This window comes from Streptomyces yunnanensis, from assembly GCF_029011865.1.
GTDB lineage: Bacteria > Actinomycetota > Actinomycetes > Streptomycetales > Streptomycetaceae > Streptomyces > Streptomyces yunnanensis.
The window spans coordinates 8,526,224-8,552,044 of record NZ_CP095749.1 but is presented as its reverse complement, the minus strand read 5'-3'; the positions used below and the strand labels follow the sequence as shown (position 1 = coordinate 8,552,044).

At 70.6% G+C, this 25,821-nt stretch carries 22 protein-coding genes and 2 pseudogenes; 13 read left to right on the top strand and 11 right to left on the bottom strand.

Annotated elements, in window-relative coordinates:
- Positions 1 to 79: 79 nt before the first annotated feature.
- Both MOV08_RS37490 and MOV08_RS37485 read left to right on the top strand, forming a co-directional pair.
- Complete coding sequence (locus MOV08_RS37490) at positions 80 to 595, top strand: GNAT family N-acetyltransferase (RefSeq protein ID WP_275310608.1); 516 nt, start codon at positions 80 to 82, stop codon at positions 593 to 595.
- Positions 596 to 778: 183 nt separating this feature from the next.
- Positions 779 to 1,402: a TetR/AcrR family transcriptional regulator gene (locus tag MOV08_RS37485; RefSeq protein WP_275310607.1), complete on the top strand. Its 624-nt coding sequence runs from the start codon at positions 779 to 781 to the stop codon at positions 1,400 to 1,402.
- A gap of 194 nt (positions 1,403 to 1,596) precedes the next feature.
- Here the strand turns inward: MOV08_RS37485 and MOV08_RS37480 are convergent.
- A pseudogene (locus tag MOV08_RS37480) lies at positions 1,597 to 2,595 on the bottom strand (extracellular catalytic domain type 1 short-chain-length polyhydroxyalkanoate depolymerase); the annotation flags it as partial.
- A 382-nt stretch (positions 2,596 to 2,977) separates the two neighbouring features.
- Between MOV08_RS37480 and MOV08_RS37475 the strand changes: the two are divergent.
- A complete protein-coding gene (locus MOV08_RS37475) occupies positions 2,978 to 3,805 on the top strand; it encodes a 3-hydroxybutyrate dehydrogenase (protein ID WP_275310606.1) in 828 nt (275 codons plus the stop codon).
- Positions 3,806 to 3,990: 185 nt separating this feature from the next.
- Here the strand turns inward: MOV08_RS37475 and MOV08_RS37470 are convergent, their stop codons facing one another.
- The 3 genes from MOV08_RS37470 to MOV08_RS37460 form a co-directional block, all read right to left on the bottom strand.
- Entirely contained in the window at positions 3,991 to 4,512 is a 522-nt protein-coding gene (locus MOV08_RS37470) for a MarR family winged helix-turn-helix transcriptional regulator (RefSeq protein ID WP_275310605.1), read from the bottom strand.
- A 125-nt stretch (positions 4,513 to 4,637) separates the two neighbouring features.
- Positions 4,638 to 5,114 (bottom strand): (2Fe-2S)-binding protein, encoded by a 477-nt coding sequence (locus tag MOV08_RS37465; RefSeq protein ID WP_275310604.1) that lies wholly within the window; start codon positions 5,112 to 5,114, stop codon positions 4,638 to 4,640.
- Between the two features lie 17 nt (positions 5,115 to 5,131).
- Complete coding sequence (locus MOV08_RS37460; RefSeq protein ID WP_275310603.1) at positions 5,132 to 7,501, bottom strand: molybdopterin cofactor-binding domain-containing protein; 2,370 nt, start codon at positions 7,499 to 7,501, stop codon at positions 5,132 to 5,134.
- A gap of 272 nt (positions 7,502 to 7,773) precedes the next feature.
- Here MOV08_RS37460 and MOV08_RS37455 point away from each other — a divergent pair, with 272 nt between their 5' ends.
- The gene (locus tag MOV08_RS37455) at positions 7,774 to 8,229 is read left to right on the top strand and encodes a spore-associated protein A (RefSeq protein ID WP_159030953.1); all 456 of its coding nucleotides are present in this window, start codon (positions 7,774 to 7,776) and stop codon (positions 8,227 to 8,229) included.
- Between the two features lie 130 nt (positions 8,230 to 8,359).
- Positions 8,360 to 9,544: a serine hydrolase domain-containing protein gene (locus tag MOV08_RS37450; RefSeq protein ID WP_275310602.1), complete on the top strand. Its 1,185-nt coding sequence runs from the start codon at positions 8,360 to 8,362 to the stop codon at positions 9,542 to 9,544.
- A gap of 169 nt (positions 9,545 to 9,713) precedes the next feature.
- On the opposite strand, the gene MOV08_RS37445 is transcribed toward MOV08_RS37450, so the two are convergent.
- The gene (locus tag MOV08_RS37445) at positions 9,714 to 10,400 is read right to left on the bottom strand and encodes a DUF899 domain-containing protein (RefSeq protein WP_275310601.1); all 687 of its coding nucleotides are present in this window, start codon (positions 10,398 to 10,400) and stop codon (positions 9,714 to 9,716) included.
- 364 nt (positions 10,401 to 10,764) lie between these two features.
- On the opposite strand from MOV08_RS37445, the gene MOV08_RS37440 reads away from it, so the two are divergent.
- A complete protein-coding gene (locus MOV08_RS37440) occupies positions 10,765 to 11,274 on the top strand; it encodes an undecaprenyl-diphosphate phosphatase (RefSeq protein WP_275310600.1) in 510 nt (169 codons plus the stop codon).
- Between the two features lie 29 nt (positions 11,275 to 11,303).
- Here MOV08_RS37440 and MOV08_RS37435 read toward each other — a convergent pair.
- A pseudogene (locus MOV08_RS37435) lies at positions 11,304 to 11,372 on the bottom strand (DUF4287 domain-containing protein); the annotation flags it as partial.
- A gap of 247 nt (positions 11,373 to 11,619) precedes the next feature.
- On the opposite strand from MOV08_RS37435, the gene MOV08_RS37430 reads away from it, so the two are divergent.
- Positions 11,620 to 12,300, top strand: a complete 681-nt coding sequence (locus MOV08_RS37430; RefSeq protein ID WP_275310599.1) for a hypothetical protein — start codon at positions 11,620 to 11,622, stop codon at positions 12,298 to 12,300.
- A 142-nt stretch (positions 12,301 to 12,442) separates the two neighbouring features.
- Here MOV08_RS37430 and MOV08_RS37425 read toward each other — a convergent pair whose 3' ends face one another.
- Complete coding sequence (locus MOV08_RS37425) at positions 12,443 to 14,788, bottom strand: helix-turn-helix domain-containing protein (protein WP_275310598.1); 2,346 nt, start codon at positions 14,786 to 14,788, stop codon at positions 12,443 to 12,445.
- A 164-nt stretch (positions 14,789 to 14,952) separates the two neighbouring features.
- Between MOV08_RS37425 and MOV08_RS37420 the strand changes: the two genes are divergently transcribed.
- From MOV08_RS37420 to MOV08_RS37410, 3 genes are all read left to right on the top strand, one after another.
- Positions 14,953 to 16,014 carry an AfsR/SARP family transcriptional regulator gene (locus MOV08_RS37420; RefSeq protein ID WP_275310597.1) on the top strand — a complete coding sequence of 354 codons (1,062 nt, stop codon included), beginning with the start codon at positions 14,953 to 14,955 and terminating at the stop codon, positions 16,012 to 16,014.
- Positions 16,011 to 16,736 (top strand): DUF6585 family protein, encoded by a 726-nt coding sequence (locus MOV08_RS37415; RefSeq protein WP_275310596.1) that lies wholly within the window; start codon positions 16,011 to 16,013, stop codon positions 16,734 to 16,736. Before MOV08_RS37420 ends, MOV08_RS37415 begins: the two co-directional genes overlap by 4 nt.
- A 126-nt stretch (positions 16,737 to 16,862) precedes the next feature.
- Positions 16,863 to 17,609: a cutinase family protein gene (locus tag MOV08_RS37410; RefSeq protein ID WP_275310595.1), complete on the top strand. Its 747-nt coding sequence runs from the start codon at positions 16,863 to 16,865 to the stop codon at positions 17,607 to 17,609.
- Positions 17,610 to 17,798: 189 nt separating this feature from the next.
- On the opposite strand, the gene MOV08_RS37405 is transcribed toward MOV08_RS37410, so the two are convergent.
- Both MOV08_RS37405 and MOV08_RS37400 read right to left on the bottom strand, forming a co-directional pair.
- On the bottom strand, positions 17,799 to 19,472 hold the full coding sequence (locus MOV08_RS37405) for a GMC family oxidoreductase (protein ID WP_476718404.1): 1,674 nt from the start codon (positions 19,470 to 19,472) through the stop codon (positions 17,799 to 17,801).
- Positions 19,473 to 19,975: 503 nt separating this feature from the next.
- Positions 19,976 to 20,146 carry a hypothetical protein gene (locus tag MOV08_RS37400; protein ID WP_159030951.1) on the bottom strand — a complete coding sequence of 57 codons (171 nt, stop codon included), beginning with the start codon at positions 20,144 to 20,146 and terminating at the stop codon, positions 19,976 to 19,978.
- A gap of 882 nt (positions 20,147 to 21,028) precedes the next feature.
- Here MOV08_RS37400 and MOV08_RS37395 point away from each other — a divergent pair.
- Complete coding sequence (locus MOV08_RS37395) at positions 21,029 to 23,011, top strand: hypothetical protein (protein ID WP_275310594.1); 1,983 nt, start codon at positions 21,029 to 21,031, stop codon at positions 23,009 to 23,011.
- Positions 22,971 to 23,393 carry a hypothetical protein gene (locus MOV08_RS37390; protein WP_275310593.1) on the top strand — a complete coding sequence of 141 codons (423 nt, stop codon included), beginning with the start codon at positions 22,971 to 22,973 and terminating at the stop codon, positions 23,391 to 23,393. Before MOV08_RS37395 ends, MOV08_RS37390 begins: the two co-directional genes overlap by 41 nt.
- 248 nt (positions 23,394 to 23,641) lie before the next feature.
- On the opposite strand, the gene MOV08_RS37385 is transcribed toward MOV08_RS37390, so the two are convergent.
- The gene (locus MOV08_RS37385) at positions 23,642 to 23,851 is read right to left on the bottom strand and encodes a hypothetical protein (protein WP_039638660.1); all 210 of its coding nucleotides are present in this window, start codon (positions 23,849 to 23,851) and stop codon (positions 23,642 to 23,644) included.
- 437 nt (positions 23,852 to 24,288) lie between these two features.
- On the opposite strand from MOV08_RS37385, the gene MOV08_RS37380 reads away from it, so the two are divergent.
- Positions 24,289 to 24,870, top strand: coding sequence for a methyltransferase family protein (locus MOV08_RS37380; RefSeq protein WP_239010240.1), 582 nt, complete (start codon positions 24,289 to 24,291; stop codon positions 24,868 to 24,870).
- Positions 24,871 to 25,083: 213 nt separating this feature from the next.
- On the opposite strand, the gene MOV08_RS37375 is transcribed toward MOV08_RS37380, so the two are convergent.
- Positions 25,084 to 25,665 (bottom strand): hypothetical protein, encoded by a 582-nt coding sequence (locus MOV08_RS37375; RefSeq protein ID WP_275310592.1) that lies wholly within the window; start codon positions 25,663 to 25,665, stop codon positions 25,084 to 25,086.
- Between the last annotated feature and the right edge of the window lie 156 nt (positions 25,666 to 25,821).

Below are 25,821 nucleotides of genomic sequence, written 5' to 3'. Positions count from 1 at the left end.
TGATGGAAGAGCGAACGGACCACACCCCGGATTGGGAAACCGCCTTGCCCCCGACTGTCGACCCGGGCAAGGTCTCCCCATGACGACGCTCTCCGTGCGCCCCCTGGACGTCGAGGACTGGGCCCGCTATCGCACGCTCCGCCTGGCAGCGCTGACCGATGCCCCGCAGGCGTTCGGCTCCACCCTGGAGCGGGAACAGGCATTCACCCAGGAGCGGTGGCGTGCCCGCCTGGCGCGCCGCGGTCAGTTCGTCGCCGAGGACGGGGACGAGGCATGCGGGCTGATCGGCGTCGTTCCGGAGGCTCCGGGCATCGCGCAGGTCGTGTCGATGTGGGTCCACCCCTCGGCGCGCGGGCGCGGGACCGCTGACCTTCTGCTGCTGACGGCGTTGCGGTGGGCACAGGACCACGGCTTTCCGCGGGTGGAGCTGTGGGTGACGGAGGGCAACACACCCGCGGAACGGCTCTATGCCCGCCACGGCTTCCACCGGACCGGGCGGGTGCAGCCGGTGCGGGAAGGGGAGCCCCAGAGGGAGTTCAGGATGGCGCGCTCCGGGCCCGCCGGGGACGACCGCGCCGGGACCGCGACGGGCTGACCGCCCGGCCACCGGGGAGCGGGAGCGGCCGAACGGCCGACGACCGGGGAGCCGTTGCCCAGGGCGCGCCGACAGCGGACAAGAGCCGCCGATACGACGCATCGCCCGAAGGGTGCGCGGCGACGGTTGTACCATGTCAGCCGCACCGGAAAGCCCGCCGAGAGGCCCGCACGGAAACCGACGATGCCGAAACAGGTGGATCATCGCGAACGCCGCGAAGCGATCGCCCGAGCACTGTGGCGGGTGGTCGAGCAACGCGGCGTCGCCCAGCTCTCGCTGCGCGAGGTCGCGCGCGAGGCGGGGATGTCCCACGGCCAGTTGCAGCACTACTTCGCCAGCCGCGAGGCGATGCTCACCTTCGCGATGGACTTCGCCACCGAGCAGACCACGCTGCGCGTCGATCGGAGCCTGGCGGAGCTCGGCGACCGTCCGCACCCCCGCGACGTGCTGCGGGTGATGCTCACGGAGCTGCTCCCGCTGCACGCCGACGCCCGCGCGACCAGCCGGATGAGCGCCGCGTTCGTCCTGGAGGCGCTGCACGACGAGAACATCCGCGCGCGGGCGCGGGACGGCATCGCCCAAGGGCGCGCCGCCGTCGAGCAGTTGCTCCGCCGGGCCATCGCTGACGGGTACGTCCGACCCGACCGGGACCCGGTGGTCGAGACCCATCTGCTGCTCGCCCTCACCGGTTTCACCACCCTCCTCGAACTACAGGTGATCGAACCCCGGGACACCCTCACGGCCATCGATCAGCATCTGGACCGACTCTTCGCCGAGGACGCCAAGGACGATCACGGCGCCCGGTGACGGGGCGGTCCGCGCCCACCACAGCGGCACCGGCGGCCACGCCGCCACCGACCCGGGGGTCCTGCAGCATGTGGCCGACCCCGTCCTGGCGCTCGGCGAGATCCACCGGGTGCTGCGGCCGTGACCTGCTACATCGTCGTGGCCGAGGCATAGCCGCCCCCGCCGCGTCGCGGCGCACCACCGCTGGCTCAGCCCAAGCCGAAGAACTGCGCCGTGTAGGAGCTGGAGCAGATCGCGTCGAGGTAGTAGGTGCCGGTGGTGCCGCACTGGTCGGCGCCGGATCCGGGAGCGACGGGGAGACCGTGGCCCATTCCGGAGATCGTGTAGACCCGGACGGCGGCCCGGCCGCCGGCGTCGTCGTAGCTGCTCTCGGTGGTGCCGCCGGGGAGGCTGCGGGTGCTCGACGGTGTCTGGCCGATGCCCCAGACATCGGTCCACTGGTCCCTCAGCTCGGTGGCGTTCACCGGACGGACGGTGAAGTCGGCGGTGCCCTGCCAGATCGCGACGCGCGGCCAGGGGCCGGCGTAGCCGGGGTGAGCGCCGCGGACCTTGTCGCCCCACTGGGCGGGGGTGAGGTTCTGTCCACCGAACTGGCAGCTGGATGCCTGGAGTTGACTGGTCGCGCAGTGGGCGGGCAGTCCGGCGTCGATCGAGCCGCCGGCGAAGACGTCGGGGTAGTCGGCCAGCAGGTCGGCGGTCATGCCCCCACCCGCGGAGAGGCCGGTGACGAAGACGCGGTGGGGGTCCGAGCCGAACTGCGCCACGGCATGGCGGACCATCTGGACGACGGACGCCGCCTCGCCGTTGCCCCGGGTGTCCTTGGTCGAGTCGAACCAACTGAAGCACGAGAGCGGGTTGTTGACCGCTCCGGTCTGCGGGAGGACCAGCGCGAAGCCGTACCTGTCGGCGTACTTGGGCCAGCCGGAGTGCGCGTAGTAGTCGTCGGCGCTCTGGGTGCAGCCGTGCAGGGCGACGACCAGGGGCGCGCCCGGCGGTAAGGCGGCCGGCACGTACTGGTACATCTCCAGGTTGCCGGGGTTGGGGCCGAAGTCGGGGACGCGCTGGAGTCCGCCGGCCGCGGCCGCCGCGGGCGCGACGGTCGGGGCGAGGAGGCCCAGGCACGCGGCGAGGACACCGAGTACGACGGCGACCCTGAGGCGGGCGAGGTGACTGCGGGGCGTGGACAGTTGCATGGGGGGCTCCCGGATCTGCGGACGGCGGATCTGAAGGGGACGGATCTGAGCGGGCGGACCTGGAGGGGAGCGGCGCGCCGTTCGACATCCCGCCCGTGTCCCGCCGTGCGGGATGTCTGTGTGGGCGCCGCTTCGCCTGCTGGTGCCGGACGTTACGGGGCGAGGTGGCGGGCGGGTAGGGGCGGTGGGCACATGGGGGCACCGGGGCCTGTGGCGGCGACAGCCATTGCGGCGCCGCGCCGCTCGCGGCGGGGGTGGCACGCCCCGGCGGCCGCCCGGCCCGCCATCTCCCCGGAGATGGCCGCGAACGCCACCTCGCCGCGGGGGAATGTGTGGGGTGGCCCCATGTGCCGGCCGCCGTGCCGTTCCTATCGTTGCGGCCATGCACACCAGTCACCGCCCCGGCGAGGGGCCGTACGCGGCGGGCGTGGCGCGCGACGCCGCCGATCAGGGAGCGGCCGGCGCCGGGTGCCTGGCCGGGCGGACCGCCATGGTCACCGGGGCCGCCAGCGGCATCGGTCGGGCCTGCGCGCTGGCGCTCTCCGCCGAGGGGGCCTTCGTCCACGTGGTGGACCGCTCCCGGGCGGCGGCCCAGCGGCTCGCCGAGGAGATCGGCGGCGTCGCGCACCTCGTCGACCTGTCCGTCCCGGACGCGGTGGACACCCTTCCCGACGACGCGGACGTACTGGTCAACAACGCCGGACTGCAGCACGTCGCCCCCCTCCACTCCTTCCCGCCGGAGCGCTTCGCGTTCATGCAGCGGGTGATGGTGGAGGCCCCGTTCCGCCTCCTGCGCCGCACCCTGCCGCGGATGTACGAGCGCGGGTGGGGGCGGGTGGTCAACATCTCCTCCGTCCACGGGCTGCGTGCCAGTCCCTACAAGTCGGCCTATGTGGCGGCCAAGCACGCGCTTGAGGGCCTGAGCAAGGTCGTCGCCCTGGAAGCCGCCGCGCACGGCGTGACCAGCAACTGCGTCAGCCCCGGCTATGTGCGTACGCCGTTGGTCGAGGAGCAGATCGCCGCCCAGGCCCGCGCCCACGGGATGCCGGAGGAAGAGGTGGTCTCACGCGTGATGCTGGAGCGCACGGCCCTCAAGCGCCTGATCGAGCCGGAAGAGGTGGCCCGGGCCGTGGTGTGGCTGTGCACCCCGCACGCCGACGGCATCACCGGCATCTCCCTCCCCCTCGACGGGGGTTGGACCATCCGCTGACCCCTCCTGGAGCGCGGGCCGGGCCGCCGACAGACGGCGGGAGGCGGGCGCCCGCCGGCCGCCTCCGGCCCGCACGCATGCCTGGAAAACGCACCTGCCCGGGAAATGAAGATGGTGGGCGTGGTGGACGTGGTGGGTGTGGTGGGTGTGGTGGGCATTACAGGCGTGCCTGGGAAACAGGCCGGTCAGTACCGCTCGGTCAGCAAATCCACGGTCCGTTCGCCGGCCGCATCGGTCAGGGCGCGCAGCCCCCGCACCAGCTCGGCACGCCGGTCGGCCGGGAGACTGGCGACGATGGCCTGGATCTCCTGGTGGCGGTGGGCCATGACCTTCTCGACCAGGCGCCGGCCCTGGGGCTTGAGGCCGAGGATGACCTCGCGGCGGTTGTCGGGGTTGAGCTGACGGTCCACGAGGCCGCGGGCCTCCAGCTTGTCGACCATGCGCATCGCGGTCGAGGGGTTCACGTCCAGCCCCGCGGCGAGCGCGACCAGCTTGACCGGCCCCTCGCCGTGCAGGACCACCAGGGTGCGCAGTTGCGGCAGGGTCAGCGTCGGTTCGGTCTCGGCGAGCGCCCGCGCGGACAGCGCCACGAACAGCCGGGATGCCGTCATGACGGCCGCGGCGACCTCCTCCACGGTCTCGTGCAGGTCGTCCGCCGGCGGCCCGGCCGGAGTTCGCTGTCGGCCGCCCTGATCTTGTCGCACCATCCCGCTTTTATACCGTTCCCTCGGGCGCCATCGGAGAGCGAGCCCGCCCGGCCGAACGATGACACGAAGGCATGTCCATGACACAGGCGGGCGTCCGGTCCGCCGCCCGATCGCCTGGTGAGGCTCTAGAAGTGCTTCGCGCCCTCCACGATGGCCTCGCGGATGCGGTGGTAGGTGCCGCAGCGGCAGACGTTGCGGATCTCGTCCAGGTCCGTCTCGGTGATCTCGCGGCCGGTGGCGCGGGCCTGCTTGACCTTGGCGACGGCGGCCATGATCTGGCCCGGCTGGCAGTAGCCGCACTGGGCGACGTCGTACTCCAGCCAAGCCTCCTGTATGGGGTGCAGGTCCTTGCCGACGGTGGCCGGCAGTCCCTCGATGGTGGTGACCTCGTCGTCCGGGCGGACGTCCTTGAGCGGCACCGAACAGGGGTTGAACGCCTTGCCGTTGAGGTGACTGGTGCATGCCTGGCAGACGCCGAGGCCGCAACCGTACTTCGGCCCGGTCACGCCCAGGACGTCGCGCAGCACCCACAGCAGCCGTACGTCGTCCTCGACGTCCACCGTGACGGGCTTGCCGTTGAGGATGAAGGTGTGTTGGGGCACGGTCGCTCCTTGCGCTACTAGTAGGCGCGGTCCAGGCCGTCGGTCGGCGATTGCGGGATCGGGGGAACGGTCGGCAGCGGCTCGAAGCCGAGCGGACCGGAGTGGTTGATCGGGAACGTCGTCGGCATGGTGCCGGTGGCCGCGCCGTACGCGCAGGCGACCGCGGCCGAGGCGGCGCCGACCGCCAACTCCCCCGCACCGCCGGGCTTGCCGGTGGTCGGCGGCATGACCACGATCTCCAGCTCGGGCGGGGTGTTCCACTGCCGGGTGTAGAAGTAGTTGTCCCAGCTGCCCTCCAGGAACGCTCCGTCCTTGAGGTGCAGGCCCGAGCTCAGCGTGATCGCGATGCCGTCCATGATTCCGCCCATCATCTGGGCCTGGAGGCCCTTCGGGTTGACGGCGAGGCCGACGTCGACGGCGCAGACGACCTTGGTGACGCGCGGTCCGGTGTAGGCGTCGGGGACCTTCCGTCCGGTGGTCTCCGGCCGGCAGTCGATCTCGGCGAGCACGGCGACGACCCCGTGGTACTCGGGGTGCACGGCGATGCCCTGCGCCATGCCGGCCGGCAACTTCCGTCCCCAGCCGCCGAGTTCGGCGACCTTGTCCAGGACGGCCCTGGCCCGGTCGTTCTTGACGAGCTGCTGGCGGAAGCGCAGGCGGTCCTTGCCCATCTCGTCCGCGAGCCGGTCGATGATCAGCTCCTGCGCGCACCGGACGTTGGGCGAGTAGATGTTGCGCATGCTGCCGGTGTTGAAGCCCTTGTCCACCTCGTTGAGCAGTTGGGTGGTGAGCCCGAGGTCGTAGGGCGACTGCTGGGTGAGGGTGAAGATGGTCTCGGAGAAGGTGAGGTCACCCACCGGCAGCTTCGCGGCGGTCGCCGTGATGATCTCCCCGAGGCCGTGGCCGAAGTCGGTGGACACCGAGGTGTGACGCTGTTCGTAGGTGAGCACCTTGCCCAGCGCGTACGACGCCCGTATGCGCGAGGTGGCCATCGGGTGCGTACGGCCCTGCCGGAACTCGTCGGTGCGGTGCCACATGAGCTTGACCGGCTTGCCCATCGCCTTGGAGATCTCGGCGGCTTCGAGGGCGGCGTCGAAGAACAGCTTGCGGCCGAACGAGCCGCCGCCCTCGGTGACATGCACCGTGACCGCGTGCGGCAACAGGCCCAGCTTCGCCGCTATCGCCCCCTGGGCGACGATCGGCGACTTGAGCGCCGCCCAGATCTCCGCCCGGTCCGCCCGCACGTCGGCCACCGCGCAGTTGGGTTCCAGCGCGCTGTTGCTGGCGAAATGGAAGGTGAAGGAGCCCTCGACGGTCTTGGCGAGTGGACCCAACTTCGGTACGGCGAGCGGAAGTTCCGCCGCCTTCAGCTCACGCAGGACGGTCTCGTCCGAAGCCCGCTCCGCCGTCCCCGGCCCCCAGCGGACCTTCAGCGCGCGCACCGCGTCGATGCACTGGCCGAAGGTCCGGGCACGGACCGCCACGCCCGTCGGGATGGTCGCGACATCGGTCACGCCCGGCATCGCCCGTACCGCGTCGAGGTTCTGCACGGACCGCACCGTGCCGTTGATCGTGGGCGGTCGGCACACCATGGTCGGCGCCGCTCCGGGCACGTGCAGATCCATGGCGAACTGCTTGCGGCCGGTCACGCTCTCCAGTGCGTCCACGCGATTGCGCGCGGTGCCGATGACCGAGAAGGCGGAGCGCGGCTTGAGGTCGGTGGCCACCCGTAGGGTCTTCAGGCTCGCGGCCTTCTCCGCCAGCGAACCATAGGTGGCGCTCCGGCCGTTCGGGGCGGTGATCACCCCGGCCTTGCTGGTCAGCGTGGAGAGTTCGGCGCCGAGCTGCTCGGCCGCGGCCGCCAGAAGGCGCTTCCTGGCGATCGCGGCGGCGACGCGGATCGGCGTGTAGGTGGAGATGGTGGTGTTGGAACCGCCGGTGAGCTGGTTGAAGAGCAGCTCCGGGCGCGCGTCGGCGAGGGTGACGCGGATCTTGTCCAGCGGCAGGTCCAGTTCCTCGGCGATCAGCATCGCGGTGGACGTGGTGATCCCCTGGCCCACTTCGGCGCGCGGCAGCGCGAACGAGGCCGTGCCGTCGGCGTGCACGTGGATGGTGATGAGGCCGGACGTCGGCAGGGCCGCCGTCGTGAGCATGTCGTTGAGGTCGAACAGCTCGGTCACCTCGGGGAGCGAGCCGACCGCGGCCTGCGCCGGGGTGCTCCCGGCCACCGCGTCGCCCAGTTGCGCGGCGACCGCGAGGGTGGGCGCCGCCAGGACGTAGCCGAGGAACCTCCGACGGCCGATCCCGGCGGGGGCGCGCGAGGCGTCCGGGTCCGCGGCGCCGGCCTCGTCGTGCTCCGGTGGCAGACGATCCTGAACGTCCATCATCTGTCCTCTCGTGGAGCATCGTTGATCGGCCTACCGGATGGTAGCGAAAGCGTGCTCACGACAGAACACGAGGGACGACATCTCCGTCCGTGCTGCCTGTGGCCGTGCCTGTCGCACAGACACAGCGCTCCGAGGGGCGGCGGAAACGCCCGGAGTCCGCCGTGCACCGCATACCGGGTTCCGGCCAGCGTTGGCCGAATCGGCTCTGCCGTACCGCTCCGCGTCGCCTTAGCTTTGAGCCTTTGGAGATCGTCAGGAAGGCGAGTCGAAGAATGGCACTGGGCAACAGAATGAGACGGTTCTCCGCTTCCTCCGCGGGGCGTCGACTGGCAACGTTCGGCACGGTCGCGGGCATCGCCGCGGCATCGGTCATCGCGGTCCCGGGTACCGCCGACGCGGCGACGGCGGGGGCCTACAACGGCGTCTGCGGCCCGGGTTTCGTGGTCATAGACTCCCTGCCCGTCGGAAACGAGGGCACGGTGTACCTCACGTACCAGAAGTCCTCCGGGAGCAACTGCGCGGTCAGCGTCCGCAAGGGAACGGGCGGGCCGATCGCCATGTCGGTCTCCCTCGCACGCTCCGACGACCCCTCGACGCGGATCTCGGACGAGGGCGACTACACCACGTACGCCGGTCCGGTGTGGGTCAACGCCCGCGGGGCGTGCGTCGACTGGGGCGGCGTCGTCGGCGCCGGCTACAGCCACCGGGAGAACGACCACTGCGGCTGAGAGCCTCTGTCGCACGGTGAGTTGACGAGACGTCAGGGGGACGGTGCCGGGCACCGCCCCCCTTCATCCTCACCACCGAACGGGACGCTTCGCCCCGGACACGAGGGCTCCGAGGTGCACCATGAGCGGCATGAACTCTATGAACGACATGAGCGGTATCAACGGCATAGTTGGCATGGGTGGCATGAGCGGTCCGGGTGGTGCGGAGCACGTGGTCGACGGGGACGCGGTGACATCGCGGCACGACGGGGAGGTCCTGGAGCGGGGCGGCCGGCCCGGGGATGCCTGGGAGGGAGTGGACGCGGCGGCGCTGGCGCGGGCCGTGCGGGCGCAGGCGGGACGGCCGGTGCCCGGAATCGCGGACATGGCGTCGTATCTGACCGCCCAGGTGTCGGACGCCTCGCACCGTGAGGTCGTGGGCCCGCTGCTGGACGGGCGGGGGCCCGGCGGCGTCGTGGTGCGGCGCGGCACGGTCATCGCCGCGTGGGGCGATCCGACCCGCGCCGAGATGGCGTTCAGTGCCACCAAGAGCGTGCTGTCGCTGGTGGCCGGCGTCGCGTTCGACGACGGGAAACTGCGCCTGGACGAGCCGGTCGCGGAGTCGGTGGAGCTCCCCCAGTTCGCCGGCCCCCACGGACGCGCGATCACCTGGCGCCACCTCCTCGACCAGACCAGTCAGTGGGAGGGCGAGCTGTGGGGCAAGCCGACGTGGGCGGACGCGCAGAGCACCCGCGAGGGCACCGAGTCGGCGGGCGGGCCTCCCGGTGAGGGCTGGGCCTACAACGACGTCCGCGTGAACCTCACGGCGCTCGCGCTCACGGTCCTGTCCGGCCGCGCCCTTCCGGAGGTGCTGCGCGAGCGCGTCATGACGGCGATAGGCGCCGTCGGTGACTGGTCCTGGCACGGCTACCGGAACTCGGTGGTCGACCTCGACGGCGCCCGGGTGCCGGTGGTCTCCGGCGGGGCGCACTGGGGCGGTGGCCTGTGGATCAGCGCCCTGGACCTGGCCCGCATCGGCCAGCTCTGTCTGCGCGGCGGGGAGTGGGACGGGCAAGGGGTCCTCTCGCGCCGCTGGATCGAGGAACTGTGGACCCCCTGCGGGGCCAAGCCCAACTACGGCCTGTCCTGGTGGCTCAACGACGACCGCACCGTATGGCCCCGGGCCCCGCGCACGGGCCGCTGCGCCCGTGGCAACGGGGGCAACCATCTGCTGTGGGTGGACCCGGCGCGCGATCTGGTGATCGCCTCGCGCTGGGGCGCGGAGGTCGAGGACCTCCTGGTCGAGGTGTCGAAGGCGGTGGCCCCGCTGGCCTGACGGCCGGGTCCCGGCGCCTTCGCGGGGCGCCTTCCGCCGCCCGCCGCCGAACGGTGCGCAGGCCCGAACGAGCACACTTCCGGGCAGCGTTTCTGCCCTTACGTCCCCTAAAGCGGGACCGACGCAGCTCTGACGCTCCGGCACACCGACCCCGGCGTGTGCCGGCCGGCTACTCCCGCGCCGACCCGGCGCGGTCGTCGTAGGCGTCGTGCCAGTTCCACCATGCGTACGGCGCGGTCTGCGGGTAGCCCTCGGGCGAGTCCTCCCAGGTCTCCTGCCGCCCGAGCGCGGTCATGTCGAGGTAGCTCCAGGTGCTTCCCAACGCCTCGTCACCGCGGGCGTTGATGAAGTACGTGCGGTACACCTGGTCGCCGTCGCGGAGGAACGCGTTCGTGCCGTGCCACTGGTCCACCCCGAAGTCGGCGTCGAAGTCGCCGGTGATCGCGTACCAGGGCATCGTCCAGCCCATCCGCTCCTTGACCCGCCGGATCTCCGGTTGCGGCGCGCGCGAGGCGAAGACGAGGGTGGTGTCACGGGCGTTCAGATGGGCGAGATGGCCGACGTGGTCGGCCACCATGGAGCAGCCGCGGCAGGCATGGTCGGGCCAGCCGAACACGCCGGGCTCGAAGAAGGCGCGGTAGACGATGAGTTGGCGACGGCCGTCGAACAGGTCGAGCAGACCGGCGCCGCCCTCGGGCCCGTCGAACGCGTACGTCTTGTCCACCGCCGACCACGGCATCCGCCGGCGCTTGGCGGCCAGAGCGTCACGGGCGCGGGTCAGCCGCTTCTCCTCGACGAGCAGTTCCCGGCGCGCGGCCTCCCACTCCTGCGGCGAAACGATCGCGGGTGTGTCCATGGTGCCGTCCCCTTCCGGTGCGGTCCGAGCGCGGGCGCTCGTCCGAGGCGCGGGCCGGTCCCCGGCTTGAGCCGGACGCCGCTGGGCGGGACTGTCCGGAACTCCTCTTCAGGGCCCTCTCCGTCCAGCATCGTCCGCCACGGAGACGGGCGCACCCCCAGGGCCCACCGTCCCCCACGGCCCCGGGGCTGCTCGCACGGTCCCAGGGCTACGTGCACGGTCCCGGCACGTCGGTCGTACGTCATGGCGGCTTCACGTTACGGCTCTAGCGTGCGCGTCGCCGGGGCGGCCGGTGGACCGGTTCTCCCCGCGCCACCGCGCCGGCGCGGCGCCTTCGACCTCCGCCCCTCCAGACAGGGATCCCATGAGTGCTATCAGTGTCAGCCAGGCCATCGTGCTCGGCGTGGTGGAGGGGGTGACGGAATTCCTCCCGGTGTCCTCCACCGGCCATCTCAAGATCACCGAGGGGCTGATGGGCATCCCGGTCGACGACACGTCGGTCGTCGCCTTCACCGCCGTCATCCAGGTCGGCGCGATCGCCGCGGTACTGCTCTACTTCTTCAAGGACATCGTGCGGATCGTGTCCGCCTGGGGGCGCGGCCTCGCCCACCGCGAGGAGCGGCACCACCACGACTACAAGTTCGCCTGGTGGGTGATCTACGCGACGATCCCGATCGTGGTGGTCGGCCTGGCGGGCGTGGACCCCCTGCCGCTCGTCGTCGGCACCGCGGTGTCCTTCGTCGTCGCCTACGCGTCGATCGCCTGGCTGCTGAAGTTCGTCGCCAGGCACTCCTTCAACGCCTTCGTCGTCTACCGCATCCTGGTCGGCGTCCTGCTCCTGGGTCTGCTCGGCACCGGCGCCCTGACCGCCTGAGCCCGTCGGCCGCCGCATGGGCGCGGCCCGACGAGGGCGTTGGCGTGGCCGTGCCCCAGGCCGTGTTCGGTCTTCAGCCAGCTGACGAGTTCCGTGTGGGGCTGGCCGCCCCAGTCCTCCGGAGCAGGGCAGGGCAGGGCAACGGGAGCGTTTCATCGGCATTTCAGTGCTTTCCACGATGATCCAGATGTCACCGCCGAGAACCCCCGGGCAACAGGCGCCGGAGGAGAGGCGGAAGGTACCCGGAGCAGAGAACGCACCGCGCCCTTGGGCGCCGTCGGGGAGGGGCGTAGCGCCGGCGGACGTTGTCGACCGACCGCTCAAGAGCCAGTACCGAGGTTGGATATGGCCCCTGAAGAAATCGCCGCCACGTTGAATGATTGGTCGTTGACGTTCGTCGGGGCCCCTTGTGGTGAGGTCGCCCGGATCCCCGAAGAATGGCGGCCGATCGTCTTTGCGGCCGACCCGGAAGAACGTCGGCGCCTGGCATTGTCACTGTGGAACCAGGGATTTCTCGACCTCGTCCCCGAATTCGCCGAGGTGTTGAACACGCACTGCGTCGATGTACGCGTCGGTATCACCGACGACTCCCCCGTGTTGGTTTATGTCCTGGAGACGGAGGACCGGGAACTGGTTTCCTGGGTCGGCTACGATCCGGGCACTTTCGAGGAACCGGAATTCTGGGAGAGTTTCCCGGAAGCAGTGCAGGTGTTCCTGCGCGAGGTTCATGCCGGGTTCGTCTCGCAGCGCAGGGAGGCGTTCGGCGTGGCACGGCCCGTCGACATGCGCACCGTCGTCGAGTTGGCGGGGCTCCCCGGCGGCGAGCCCGACGGGGAGGGCCGAGCGCGCATCTCGGCGCGGCGCCTGCTGAAGATCACGACCGATGGCGACCGTCTGAAGTACTGCCTGTCCCCGGATCTCGCGGTGGGAGAGGTCGCGTTGGTCTACGGAGGGGCGATCGTCCCGAAGGACCTCGGTCAGGAATTGGACGATCTGCTGATCTCGCGCTTCGCCGAACCCTTCTGACCGGAAGGCGGCGGACAAAGACCGGAGAGCGGAGACGAGCGGAGACCAGAGACGAGCAACGGGACACCGGGAAGCGAGAAAGCAGGGAAGCGCGGACCGGAACCCCGGGGGTGTGCAGGTGTCCCGCCCCGCGCCCGGCCGGTCAGGGGTCGCCGGCTCCCCCTTCGGCCGGCCGGTGCGGGCGCGGTGACCGGTAGGCGCGGGCGAGGTGGTGCTGCAGGCGGGCGTGGCGGAACTGGTAGACCGCGCCGGCCTGGCGGAGCACGCCGCGCTGGTAGGCGTCCTCCAGGAAGGTGACGACGGACCAGGGCAGCCGGCCGGTCAGCGGCAGCCAGATCCGGGAGAAGACCGTCCACTGGCCCCAGGAGGTCAGGCTGAAGAGGTAGCCGAGGGCACCGCCGAGCCCGCTGATGACACCGAGTTTGAGCGCGGCCGTGACGTTCCAGACGACCGGGCCCAGGAGCGCCGCCATGGGCTGGATCGCCAGCACCGAGCCAAAGCCGACCAGGATGCCGAAGGTGGGCGCCCAGAGGAGGAGTTGGGTGGCGACCGTCCGGCCGTTCGTCCGCAGGAGGCCGACCGGGTTGACGGCGGACCGGATGTCGAGCGGGGTTTCGAAGAGGGTCAGCAGGCCGAAGGTGGGGCCGGCTGCCAGCGCGAACATCACGCCGTAGATGAGGCCGTCGCCGAGGCTGCCGGCCAGGACGAGGGGGATGCTGACGTGGTACCAGAGGCCGTTGACCACCCCGCGGACGAAGCCGTAGCCGATGCCGAACACCAGCCCGCAGAGCACCCCGATGGCCAGGCGGCGAAGGGGGCTCCGCCCGGTCCGCCGTTCTCTGCCGAATATCTTCATGCGCACGCCGGACGGTTCCACGGCGGTGTCCTTGGCCGCGACCATGAACCAGTAGGCGATACCGAAGAGGAGCCCGCCGAGGAGCCCCGCCACCAGCCCGTCCGCGAGTTGGAAGGCGAAGGAGTCGAAGAGGGTGCCGACCACGCCGTCGACCAGCCCGATGGCCACGCAGATCACCAGCGAGGTCACCAGCGTGCGGGGAACCCGGCGCAGTCCGTGCCCCAGCCGCCACCACTCCAGGTCGGGGGTGTCCAGGCGGGTCAGGTGGTGGGCCAGGTAGCCGAGCCAGTACTGGGCGCGTTCCGGGTCGAAGGTGCGGCGCGACCCGCTGCCGGGATGATGCCCGGGCCGAGGGCGGTAGACGGTGGCGGTGAAGTTGTCGAGGAGGTGGTCCTCCAGCTCCTCGGGGGTGCGAAAGCGCCGGGTGTCGAGGAGCGCGGCCGGGTCGTGGTCGGGGGTGTCGCTGTAGACGGCGCGGGCGAGGGTGACCATCAGCGGAGTGGTCAGCACCGCGGCGAGGTTGGCGGCGGCCTGGCTGCCCGGTCGCTCGCGCAACTCGTTCAGCACGGGATCCCAGGCGGTCGCCGAGCGGCGGCCCCCGCCGCGGGCCTTACGGGTGGTGCGCGGCAGGTAGTCGGCCAGATCGGCCAGGCCGAGGTCGGTGAGTTCCACCGCGGCTGCGGAGGTGAGCACGTCGGTCTCCGCCACCGCGGCAGCGTACTCGGACGGACGGCTCGTCAGCAGCAGCGGCAGGGTGGTGGCGTTGAGCGCCTCCAGCGCGGGGCGACGCAGTCCGTCGGCGATCTCGTCGAAGCCGTCCAGCACGGGGAGTATCCGGCCGGTCTCGACCAGCGCGGCGGCCAGGCTCGACCCGCCCGGTCCCGAGACGGCCAAACCGGGCTGGTCACGGGTCAGTTGCGCGGCCAGCCAGTCCCGGAGGGTGATGGCGGTCGGGTCCCACGAGCCGATGCTGAAGATCACCGGTACGGCGTCGGCGCGGCCCCGCGACTTCAGGTGGTCCAGGACGAACCGCACGGCGAGGATCGACTTCCCGGAACCTGAGCGGCCCAGCACCACCAGCCGCCCGGACGGGAGCCGCCGGTACACGTCCACGATCTCGTCCAGTTGCCCGCTCAGGTCCAGCGGGCCGTGCGTCCCCCCGGCGGGCAGCCGACGGATGTTGGCCCAGTGATCGGTCAGTTCCTCGGCGACCGGCCGCCAGCGCACCGGCAGCGGGTAGGGATCGTGGACCTGCCGCTGTTCCTCCTCGCGCTGCCAGCGGGCGGCGACCGTCTGCGCGACCTGCTCGGCCACGTCGGCCAGGGTTTCGTGCAACGCCGACCCCGGTGGGCCGCCGGTGGCCGGCTCGGGGTGCGGCGTCGCGTCGTCCGACGGGCCGTCGTCGACGGTCCGGTGGACGGCGGCCGCCAACAGCCGCTCGCGGTCCTCGGGGCTCAGCCCGAGCGCGTCGGCCAGCAGCCGCACCGTGGTCACCCGGGGGTCGGCGCGCTCGCCGGTCTCCAGCCCGCGGATGGTGCGCACGCCCACTCCGGCACGCTCGGCCAACGCCTCCTGCGTCATCTTCGCCTCGCGCCGCAGCCGTTTCAACAGGGCGCTGAACTCACTGGTCACAGATCACGGCCCTTCCCCCTGCCCATCGGTTTCCCCAGGTGAGGGACTCTAGCGCGGCCACCGGCCGGATACGGCCGGTCTGCTGGCCTGTCCGACGGACCGCTCCGGGACCAGCGTCGACGGCAACCGCCCGACCGCTTCACGTCACATCAGGAGAGCCCGCGATGCCGACCACCGCGACCCTCGGTCAACCGACCGTCCCCCCGCTCACGCACAAGGAGCGCGAGGTGCTCCACGCGGTCGGCTGCGGCCTGACGAACACCGAGATCGCCGACACCCTCACGCTGTCCGAGGGCGTGGTCGACGGACACCTCGCCCGGATCCTCGCCAAGCTCGAACTGCGCGACCGGGCCGCCGCCATCGTCCACGCCTTCGACTGCGGGCTGGTCGTCCCCGGCCGCGGCCCTCGCGTGGCGGCGAGCCCGGAGCCGCGGGCCGCCCTGCGCGCGGCACCCGAGCCGCAGGTGCGGATCTCCGTGCTCGGGCCGGTGCGGGCCTGGTGCGAAGGGCAGCCGGTGGACCTGGGGCACCTGCGCCAGCAGGCCGTGCTGGCATCGCTGTCGCTCTGCTCGGACCGGACGGTCAGCCAGGAGGAGCTGCTGGACGGGGTGTGGGGGCTGGAGCCGCCGATCACGAAAGTGGTGCCGGTGTACATCTATCGGCTGCGGAAGATCCTCCGCTCGGAGAACGCCACGGACTCGGTGATCCAGCGCGATCGGTGCGGCTACCGGCTGGTCCCCGGCGCGGTCGAGGTGGATGTGGCGCGCATGGAGCAGCTGGTGACCGCCGCCGGGGCGGCCGAGCGGGCCGGCGAGCTGACCGAGGCGGTCGGCATCTGTACCCGGGCGTTGGACCTGTTCCACGGGGAGCCGTTGGCCGGGCTGCCGGGCCCGTTCGCCGAACTGGAGCGGCTGCGGCTGACCGAGCGCCGGATCGCCCTCGTGCAGCGGAAGCTGGACTGGCAGTTGCAGCTGGGCCGGCACTCCGAGGCGATCAGCGAGCTGTGGGCCCTGGCCGTGGCGCAGCCGCTGAACGAGCCGGTCGCCGCGATGCTGATGCGCGCGCTGTACCGCACCGGCCGGCAGGCCGACGCTTTGACCGTCTTCGAACGCACCCGGCGGCGTCTGGCCGACGAGTTGGGGGTGTCGCCCAGCCGACTGCTCAGGCAGACGCAGCAGATGATCGTGCGCGGCAGCGACGCCCGCCTCGCCCCCACCACGCCATGACCGCACCGACGCCGCGCACCCGCGGTGAGGAACTGCTGTTGGCCCGGATCTCCGCGGCGGCCGGCCGCGCACACCTCGGCAGACGGCTCGCCACGTACACGGCGACCGTGCTCCGGGGCCAAGCGCAGGGCGGCCCGGTCCGGGCGATCCGGCTCCTGCCGGCCCTCGCCCGGTACGGCAGATCGTCCGCGCCGAAGGTGTGCGCGAACGCCCGACTGGACCTCTACGAAAGCGGAATGACGGTGGCCGTCAAGGGGCGGATTCATGTCGTCCGTTACGACGCCACCGCCGTGTTCCAGAACAGCGCCCGGCCGCGCGGCATCCCGGCGCTCGTCGGCACCTCCTGCACCTATACGCTCACCGACGTCGAACGGAAACGGATCGTGCTGTATCGCAGACCGGAGGACGGCGAGGCGGCAAAATGGGGGCCGGCGATTCAACGGGCCGTCGCCCATGCCCAGCTTCCGCGGGCCTGGGCGGCCCTTCGCAAAGGCGAGCACCTCGCCTTCGGGGAAATCTGGTTGACCGCGGAAAAGGTCGGTTCGGGAGAGTTTTCCGTGCCATGGCCCCAGGTACAGCAACTCGCAATGAAGAACGGGGCCATCACGCTCACCATCCACGGAAAGCACCACACACTGACCCCAACGGGGTCCAAAATACCGAATCTCTACCTGATCTCTGCGCTCGCCGAACGGCTTCGAACGGAAGCGCCACAGGAATGACATCGACCGATCCCCGTCAATTCCGTCAACGCCTCCAGCGGTTTCATCCCCATTCCAACGCCAGCGGATAACGTCTGCTCGTGGCACAGCAGTTGTGCCCGAACCAGCTCAAGGAGAAGCAGAGCGATGACCTTGCTCAGCACATGGAAGAAGGCGGTCGGTGCGGCGGTGGCCATGTTGGCCGTCACCGCCGTCACCCCCACCGTCGCCCACGCCGATCCGGTGCGCCACTACTACCTGGAGGTCGGCGGCACGGGCTCGGCGGCACCGTCGCCCGACTGCACCTCCACCTACGCCTTCGCCAACAAGCACCTCAACGGCGGCATCCCCGTGCCGGTCTGCTACCCGGCGAGCGCCGGCCCCTGGCTCAACGGTCACAACGCCCCGGACGTCAACGCGCCGAGCTACGACGCGAGCGTGCGCGAGGGGTACCGCAACCTGCTGGCCGCCGCCGAGGACACCCACCGCCGCGACCCGAACGCCCGCTTCACGATCGTCGGCTACTCGCAGGGCGCACAGGTGGCGGACCAGGTGCTCCAGACGATAGCCGCCGGCGGCACCGACATCCCCCGCTCGCAGGTGAACGGCATGCTGTACGCCGACCCCATGCAGCCCGGCACCGGCGTCTGGTCCCGGGTTCCGAAGGGTTGGAGCGCCCTCGGATTCACGTCGACGGGTGCCGGCCTGACGAAGTTCGACGGCGTCCCGGTGCAGCGCTTCTGCATCCGCACCGACCTGGCGTGCGACGCCACCTCGCTCCAGTCCATCCCCGGCTTCCTGAACCAGCACCCCAAGTACTGGCAGGACGGCAACATCATGACGCAGACCATCGGCCAGGACGGCGGCGACGGCATCAAGTGGTACGACGCCTGATCGGCCATCAATCAGGCGCGACCATAAGCACGTTGATCGACGAGCGCCGCGGAGAGAGGCGCCCGCGCTCGCTCGGCGGGCGGTCCCCGCGCCGTTGATCACGCACGTCCCGGAGCCGACGGCGGGTGCCTCGGCTCCGGGACGTGTGCGCGATCGCCCGCGACCGCGCGGCCGCCGGTCAGGAGGTCGTCATCGCACGGCTCCCGCGGCGCCGTTGTCGCCCTTGCCGGCGCTGCCCTTGATGAGGTCGGCTGCCTTCTCCGCGGCCATGATCGTGGGCGCGTTGGTGTTCCCGCGCGGCACCGTCGGGAACACCGAGGCGTCGACGACCCGCAGGCCCGCCACGTCGAACACGCGCAGCTCGGGGTCGACCACCGCACCGATCGCACAGGTCGACGTCGGGTGGTACAGCGTGTGTCCGGACCGCTGCGCCCAGGCCAGGAGTTCCGCGTCGGAGTCCGAGTCCCGCGGTGTGTCGGCGAACGGCCCCGTGGCAATGTCGGTGATCGCCCGCTGCGCCGCGATCTCCAGGGCGATCCGGATGCCGGCGACGATGCAGTCCCGGTCCTCGGCCGTCGTCAGGTAGTTGTGCACGATGCGCGGCGCGGCGTCCGGGCGCGCGGAGCGCAGTGTCACGTCGCCGCGGCTGGTGGGGGCGAGCACGCACGGGCCGAAGGCGAAGCCGTGCTCGGCGGCCGGGCCGAGCCCCTCCTGGCGGTAGAGCGCGGCGGCGGCGTGGAACTGGACGTCCGGGGCGGCCAGCCCGTCCCGGCTGCGGAAGAAGCCGCCGGTCTCGCCGAGGTTGGAGGTCAGCGGGCCGCGTCCCTCGCTCTGCAGCAGTGCGGCGTTCTCCGGGCTCGCGGCGCTGATCAGGGACTCGACCTCGGTACGGAAGTTCAGCAGCGTCATGTAGTGGTCCTGCAGGCCCTCGCCGACCGGCAGGTCGCGCACCACGTCGATGCCTGACGCGGACAGTGCGGCGGCGGGCCCGATCCCCGACAGCATCAGCAGCTTCGGGGACTCGTAGGCGCCCGCGCAGAGGATCACCTCGCGCTCGGCGCGGACGACCTCGACGGTGCCGTCCCGCTCCACCTCCACCCCCGTCGCCCGACCGCCCTCGATCAGCACGCGGTGCGCCAGGGCCGAGGAGAGCACGGTGAGGTTGGGCCGTTCGAGAGCGGGGTGCAGGTAGGCGACGGCGGTGCTACAGCGCATGCCGCCGCGCTGGGTGAGCTGGTAGTTCCCGACGCCGAACTGCGTGGAGCCGTTGAAGTCGTCGTTCGCCCGGTGCCCGGCCTGCTTGGCCGCCTGCACGAAGGCCGCGGCGAGCGGGTGCCCGGACCTGCCGTCGCTGACGGTCAACGGCCCCTTCACGCCGTGGAATTGGTCCTCGCCGCGCTCGTTGTCCTCGGCGCGCCGGAAGTACGGCAGCACCTCGGCGTACGACCAGCCCGTGGCCCCGGCCGCGGCCCAGCCGTCGTAGTCGGCGCGGTTGCCCCGGATGTAGATCATGGCGTTCATCGAGCTGGAGCCGCCGAACGTCTTGCCCCGGGGCAGATAGGTGCGGCGCCCGCCGATGCCCGGCTCCGGTTCGGAGTCGAGGTCCCAGTCGAGGTCGGACTTGAACAACTGGGGGAAGGCGGCCGGGATATGGATCTCCTGGGCGGTGTCGGGGCCGCCCGCCTCGATCACCGCCACCCGGACTCCGGGGTCTTCCGACAGCCGCGCCGCCAGCACACGGCCCGCCGATCCGGCACCGACGACGACCTCGAAGAATGCACCCCGGTCTCCGAACGTCGCGGCCGCCCAGAGAAGCACCTGCGCGACGCCCTGCTCGCAGTAGGAGTGGACCAGCGTGGCCAACGCCCGTCCAGTACGTCTCGGCCACATTCAGACAAGTCCGGCGAGTCGAGCCGATCCTGGAGCGTCTCGCTCTCGATCGCGGTGGTGTCGACGGCGGAGATGCGGAGATCCAGCGATGCGGCGATGCGGCGATGCGGCGATGCGGCGATGCCGAACGGCTGGGGAACCGAGTCCGGGCGCCCTGACGTAACGTCAAAAGGGGCGCATGCCTGCGACTTCCGGGGCGCGACACCTACGGGGCCGACCGGCGCACGGCGGTCAGCGGCCCGGACACTACTTCGTGAACAGCATGGGCAGCCTGACGGGACCTCCTGTGCCGCTTTCGTTGCAATGGGAGATCGTCGAGTTCCTTGTATCAGCGGGTGCCGCCGGACGGTTCGGCGGCGGCCCGACGCCCGGCGCGAGCCGCATCTTGCGGTGCGCGCCGGGCACGAGGAGGACCAACGGCCCAGGGGAGCGTCGCCCTCACAGTCAAGCGAGTGTCATGACAGCGGATCGAGCTTTCAGCGGATGATGACGACGTTGCCGCCACGCCCCCGGAAGGGACGGCGGAAGTAGCCGTAGTCGTCATCGTCGCACCAGCCCCAGTCACCGCAGCCACCGCAGCCACCGCCGCGTACGTAACGGCCCCGATCATTCACGCGGTAGCGGGGGAAGAGTGCCTTGAAGGTCATCTTCGCCTCCTGTGCATCGAGCCTTGCCGCAACCCTTTCCCGGATCGTCTTTCCGGTGGCGATTCAGTGCGCCCGCAGGGTGGGTCCATCAGGCTCGCCCAGACGGAACGCCTGGCTACGACGCTCTCGACATTACGTCGCCCCAACGCCGCAAACAAGGATTTTTTTGAAAATTCAGGAAAAAGGTGCATTTCACTCTTGACGCGGCGCACTAACCGTTGCGTGAAGCAATAGCCCGCGTCCTGCACGGTGGCGACTGTGGCAGCCCCACGTGTCAGCTCCATCCTCACACCCCCGGTCGCGTGACGCGACTCGATGTTCACCATGCGTGCCTGGCAGGTGCGGGGCTCCCGCTCAGGTGACCGCCGGCCACCCGCACAGCGGCACGGCGGACCGTTGGCGGCGTGCGTCCTCCCCGTCGCCCTCGTCACCTCGTCGTCCCCGTCGTACACATCGTCCGCATCGTCCGCGTTGGCCGACACAATGGATACGGCGGATACCGCGGATACGGCGTGGCGGAGGGCGAGTTGGGTCGCGTCGGCTGCGCTCCGGCCCAAGTGGCGTACGTCGCGAGCGACATGCTCCGCGAGGGCCGGGTCCAGTTCCCCCGGGCCACGCACGGCCGTCGGCCGCCGGCCGTCGACCATGGCGAAGGCCGCCCATGCCGACCTCGACGCCCAACAGCTCTCGATTTCATCCCCGTTTCACTCGCGCTCCCTACCCTGCGACGGGGCGGTGGGCCTTGACGTGTCGGCGATCTGGTGGCCAAGCCGGCCGTGCAGAACAATGAACCTCCCCTGCTCGCATGTGAGTTGGGGAATCGAAGAGCGCCGGTGGCATGAGGGCATCACTGCCTCGACACCGACGGCCTAGGGGGAATCCATGACGGAGCCGACACGCCAGGACGGCCAATGGCCACCACAAGAACGGCAGCCGGGAAGCCCGGAAGGGCCGCCGGAGCGCGGCCTGTTCGGTCCGCCACCCGGCGCCTTCGGGCCACCGCCGCCCCCACCACCGCAGGCCCCGCACGTGCCTCCGCAGGGCTTTCCCTACGGGCCCCCGGCCTCAGAACCGGCGGCCGGCGGCCCGGCGCAGCGGTTGCACCCCTCGGGGCGGCGCGGGCGTTTCCTCCTCTTCGGCTCGGTCGGAGCGCTGGTCCTGGCCCTGGTGGCCGGAGTGCTGCTCTGGAACAACACCTCCGGCTCGCGCCAACCGGCGGCGGCCAAGCAGAACCTGGAGCCGTTCCAACAGGCCCTGGCGGAGCTGGCCGCGGCCCCCGGACTGCAGTACAAGGACTCCTCTTCCGCCGGCCTCAGCAAACGCGACATCACGGTCACCCCCTCCGGCAGTCGCTACGGCACCACGGGCTACGGCAGCGGGCTCGACCGCGCGATCCTGCACGTGGGCGGCAAGACCTTCACCCGCAGACAGGACTTGCCCGGCGCCACGGACTCGAACAAATGGGCAGCCGGGGACGGCAGTTCCGGCTCGGCTGACGACGTCGTCAAGCGCACACCGTCCCCGGCCGTGCTGGCGATGCTGCTCTCCGGGCTCCTGGACGACATGGCCGACGCACCGTCGCCCGGCGCATCCGTCCAGCGGCCCGCCACGGTGAACGGCACGGCGGCCCTCGCGGCGGACACGCCCGCGGGCCGACTGCTCATCACCGCCCAGAAGCCCTACCGTGTGCTGCGCCTGGAGCCCTACGGGCCGTCGCGGTCGACCGGCGGCTCCACCGCGGGGACGCGACCGCTCTCGGCGGCGATAAGGCCGATGGCGGCGCGGGATTCCCGCGAGGATCCGTCGCAGACCCCGACGGTCACCGAAGGCCCGCTCGCGGGGAGCGACTCCCAGGGCATGGACCTGACCCCGGTCACCGGCGATGCCGTCGAGCCGATGTTCAGCAACCTGGAGAAGCAGACCAAGGAGCTCAGCAACGCCACCGACAGTGGCATATCCCTGGCCCTCAACGGCTCCGGAACCGTGAAGTGCAGCTCGGGCGGGTGCACCGCGAACAGCGGCTTCGTCGGCCAGATCACCACCAGCGCGAAGAGCCGCCTGACGGGCGGTCAGGTCACCGCCGTCATGACCGCCTCCTTCAGCATCGACGGCAGGTCCGCCGGCCGCTGCACCAGCTCGCCGAGCTCGTTCGCCGTCGCCGGCGCCACCGTCGCCGGCGACCTCTCGTGCTCCGATCCGGGCGCCGGAACGGTCTTCGCGTCGGTCGAGGCCCAGAAGAAGGCCGATGCCCAGGCCCGTTCCCGCGCGAACGGCGGCCGCCCGGTCCAGTACCGCATCCCCTACAACGCCCAATGGCTGATCACCGCACGCGCACTGGCCACGGTCGAGGTCCAGAAGCTCGTCAACGGCGTGAAGCGGGAACGCGACAACACGGGCTGCAGCAAGGCCAGCGGCTTCCGCCCCAGCGCCAGCCTCTCGACCGGCGGATTCCACGCGTACCACGCACAGGCGGGCAAGGCATCGATCCTCGCCCAGGACGGCGACGACGACCCGAATTCCTTCTCGAACCTGATTCCCGAGGACAAGCCCGACTGGTTCAAACCGATCCCGCCGAAAACCGCGCTGGAACGATCCGGAAACTACCTCTACGTGGTGCTGGAGAACGGCGATCTCGTCATCGGCAAGAGAACGGCAGGGCATATCAACCTCGCCCGTGGCAACCCGGTGCTGGCCGCCGGCGAGTTCAAGACCAAGGGCGGCCAGGTAGTCTATCTCGACAATAAGTCCGGACACTACCGGCCTTACGGGGCACGCGCACAGAAGGCGGCCGTCGACGCATTCAACAGAAACGGACTCAATGCGGATGGGAAGTACAACGCCGCCTGGGGAAAGCCCGGCTGCTGATCCCCTCACACGCTTTCAGAGCATCGCTCAAGATGTCCTGGATTCCGCCGAACACTCATGCGGAGTTGAGGTTCTTGAAACAAATCTGGAGCGCGCGCTTGAGTTACTGCGGCGTAACCCCGACCGGCAGTCACAATTCGAGGCAGAACTCGTCGCGTTGATCGATTCGATGCGGGAAGGCGTCGTCGAACTGGTCTCCTTTGTCATGCACGAGTTGCGATGGCCCGCGGTGGAAGAAGCCATTTCCCGCCGCATCTCCGCGCCCTTGAGGGACGTCAGCCATCTTCGACTCTACGAGGCGATGCTGGAAGCTTTCTCCGATTCGTGGCGCGACCGCGATCTGTACGCGAGGTTCGAGGCCGAGGGGCGGCAGGAGCCTTAAGGGGCGGACTGCGGAACGCGGGCCCCGCCCCCACCCCACCAGGGGCACAGGTCTGTCAACTCCCCTTCGGCGGCCCGGACATCGTCAACCACCACCCCATGCGACAACGTCGGCCTTCAAGACCACCATCAGGTCTTGAAGGCCGACGTCACGCAGAACCCCGAATTACCCCACATCTACCCAGGGCGGTTGCGGATACCATCGGCCGAGCACCGCGCCATAGCCGTGTCTCGGCCGCAGGTGGTATCTCAGTGGCCGATCGGGCCCAGGGGAATGTCCGAGACAGTAATGCTGAGGGACTTCACGCCGCCGCCGGTCAGGATGGGCAGGCCATTCGGGCCCGGGGCGAACGTGGCGGTCAGGCCATTCAGGGAGCCGCTGACGGAGAGACCACCCGCGACGTTGTCGAGGTCGTCGTCGGCTATCTCGCGGGTCTCAATGCCCGAGGTGTTGCTCATGATGATGAGCGTCCTTTTTCTCTAGAAGTGAGTCGCAATGCGTGGCGCACTGCAGTGGGAGCCCCTTGAACGACTCCCGCCATGCTTTAGATTGCACGCTCGCGCGGGTCGAGAAGAGCGAAACGGCACACCCTTCACTCACCGCACACACCAAGTTTTTAAACGGAAGGCAGAATTCACTCACGCCCCTGGATTGGTCCACAGCATCAGGGCACGATTGCCGTGGCCCACTACTCTCGGGTACACCCCGGATCGCGCCTGACGGGGACCGCTTCGGGGGAATAAAGCACGAAGAAACCGGCGCGCCAGAACGGCATGCGGGGGCTCTCCACCCGCTCTCCACCCATGAGTTGAGCCGCTCCACCCGGTCCGGGTGCGATGGTGGCATCGCGCGATCCCGTGGCGAGGTACGGGATCCTGGACGTCCGGGAGGTGCCGTGGTGCACCACGTCATCAACACCGCACTCACCCTCACCATCTGGGTCTGGGCGGCGGCCGAGATCCTGCTCCAGATCCGACAGCGGACCCGCAGTGCGCGAACCGAGCGCACCGAGTGGCTCAGCCTGCTGATCTTCCCGGTGCTGATCGGCGGCGGAATCGCGCTGGCGGCGCCGCTGCGGCACGCGTTGCCCGGCCTGTCGTACTCCACGAACGTGCCGCCCCTGGAAGTCGCCGTGCTTCTGGTGGCCTGGGCCGCGGTGGGCCTCCGCCTGTGGGCCATCGTCACGCTGGGCCGCTTCTTCCGCGGCACCGTGCACATCCAACACGGCCACCGGGTCGTCAGCTCGGGACCGTACCGCTGGGTACGACACCCCGCCTACACCGGCATCCTGGTCGCCGGCCTGGATCTCGCACTCCTCACCGACAACGTCGCATCCGCGCTGGTGTTCACCGCATGCGCCCTGATCGCAGTGGGGTACCGCATCCACGTCGAGGAGCGGATGCTGCTCGACGCCCTGGGCGAGGAGTACAGGTCCTACGCCGCCCGGACCCGCCGGCTCATCCCCGGCATTTGGTGACGCTCCCGTATCGCCCACACCGCCCGGACACCGAACGGCGGATCGCGGAGATGACCCGCGCGGCCACGTTCACGCGCCTTCGGACAGACACCGGTCTTCCCGCCGGCGCGGGGCCCGGCAGTCCGGGGCGTCAGGGACGTCTGGCGCCTGAGGTACCTCATACGCCGAACGTACCCCACCCGGAACGGAGGTCCGGCGGGCGGCAGACACGCCCTAGCTCACGAACTCCTCCGCCCCGTACCGCACCCGTGCCGTCGCCCAGTCGACGCCGAGCCCGGCGACGAACTTCCGGGCCAGGGCGAGGTCGTCGAGCGGGGCGATCAGGACCAGCCGCCCGCCGGTGGTGACGGACCCGCCGCCCAGCCGGTCGCGGGCGACCGGGTCCGCCACCAGCGCATCGTGCAGGCGTCGGGCGTCGACCCCCGGCGCCTCGATGTCGACCGCATTGGTGTCGGCTGCCGTCCGTGGCAGGTAGCGGAAGGTCAGTACCGACTCCTGGTGGTACTGCTTGGCCAGCACACCGGCGATGTGGTGCAGCCCGTCGGCGGAGACACGGTTCACATCGAACTCACGCGACCGCTCGTACGTCGTCTTCTTCAGCTCCGACGACCAGAACACCCCGTCCAGGAGGCGGGAACTGCCGGTGCGGGCGTGATGGGAGCGGACGACGTCCCGCACCTCCCGGTCGAATCGGATCAGTCGCGTCCTGAGTCGCGGGTCGGCCGGGTCGGTGATCTGATCGGTGTTGTTGGTGGCGAAGATCTCCGCCTGGACAGCGGCACGGGAAGGCAGCATCGACGCCGGCGCAGAGGCAGACGTGGACGTGGACGTGGACGTGGACGTGGACGCAGCCTGGGCCGTGCCCGTACCCACCGCGCCCGATGCCATGACACAGACCATCACCAGAATGCCGAACCGTGGCTTCATAGCCCCGCCCCTCGTCTGTCGCTC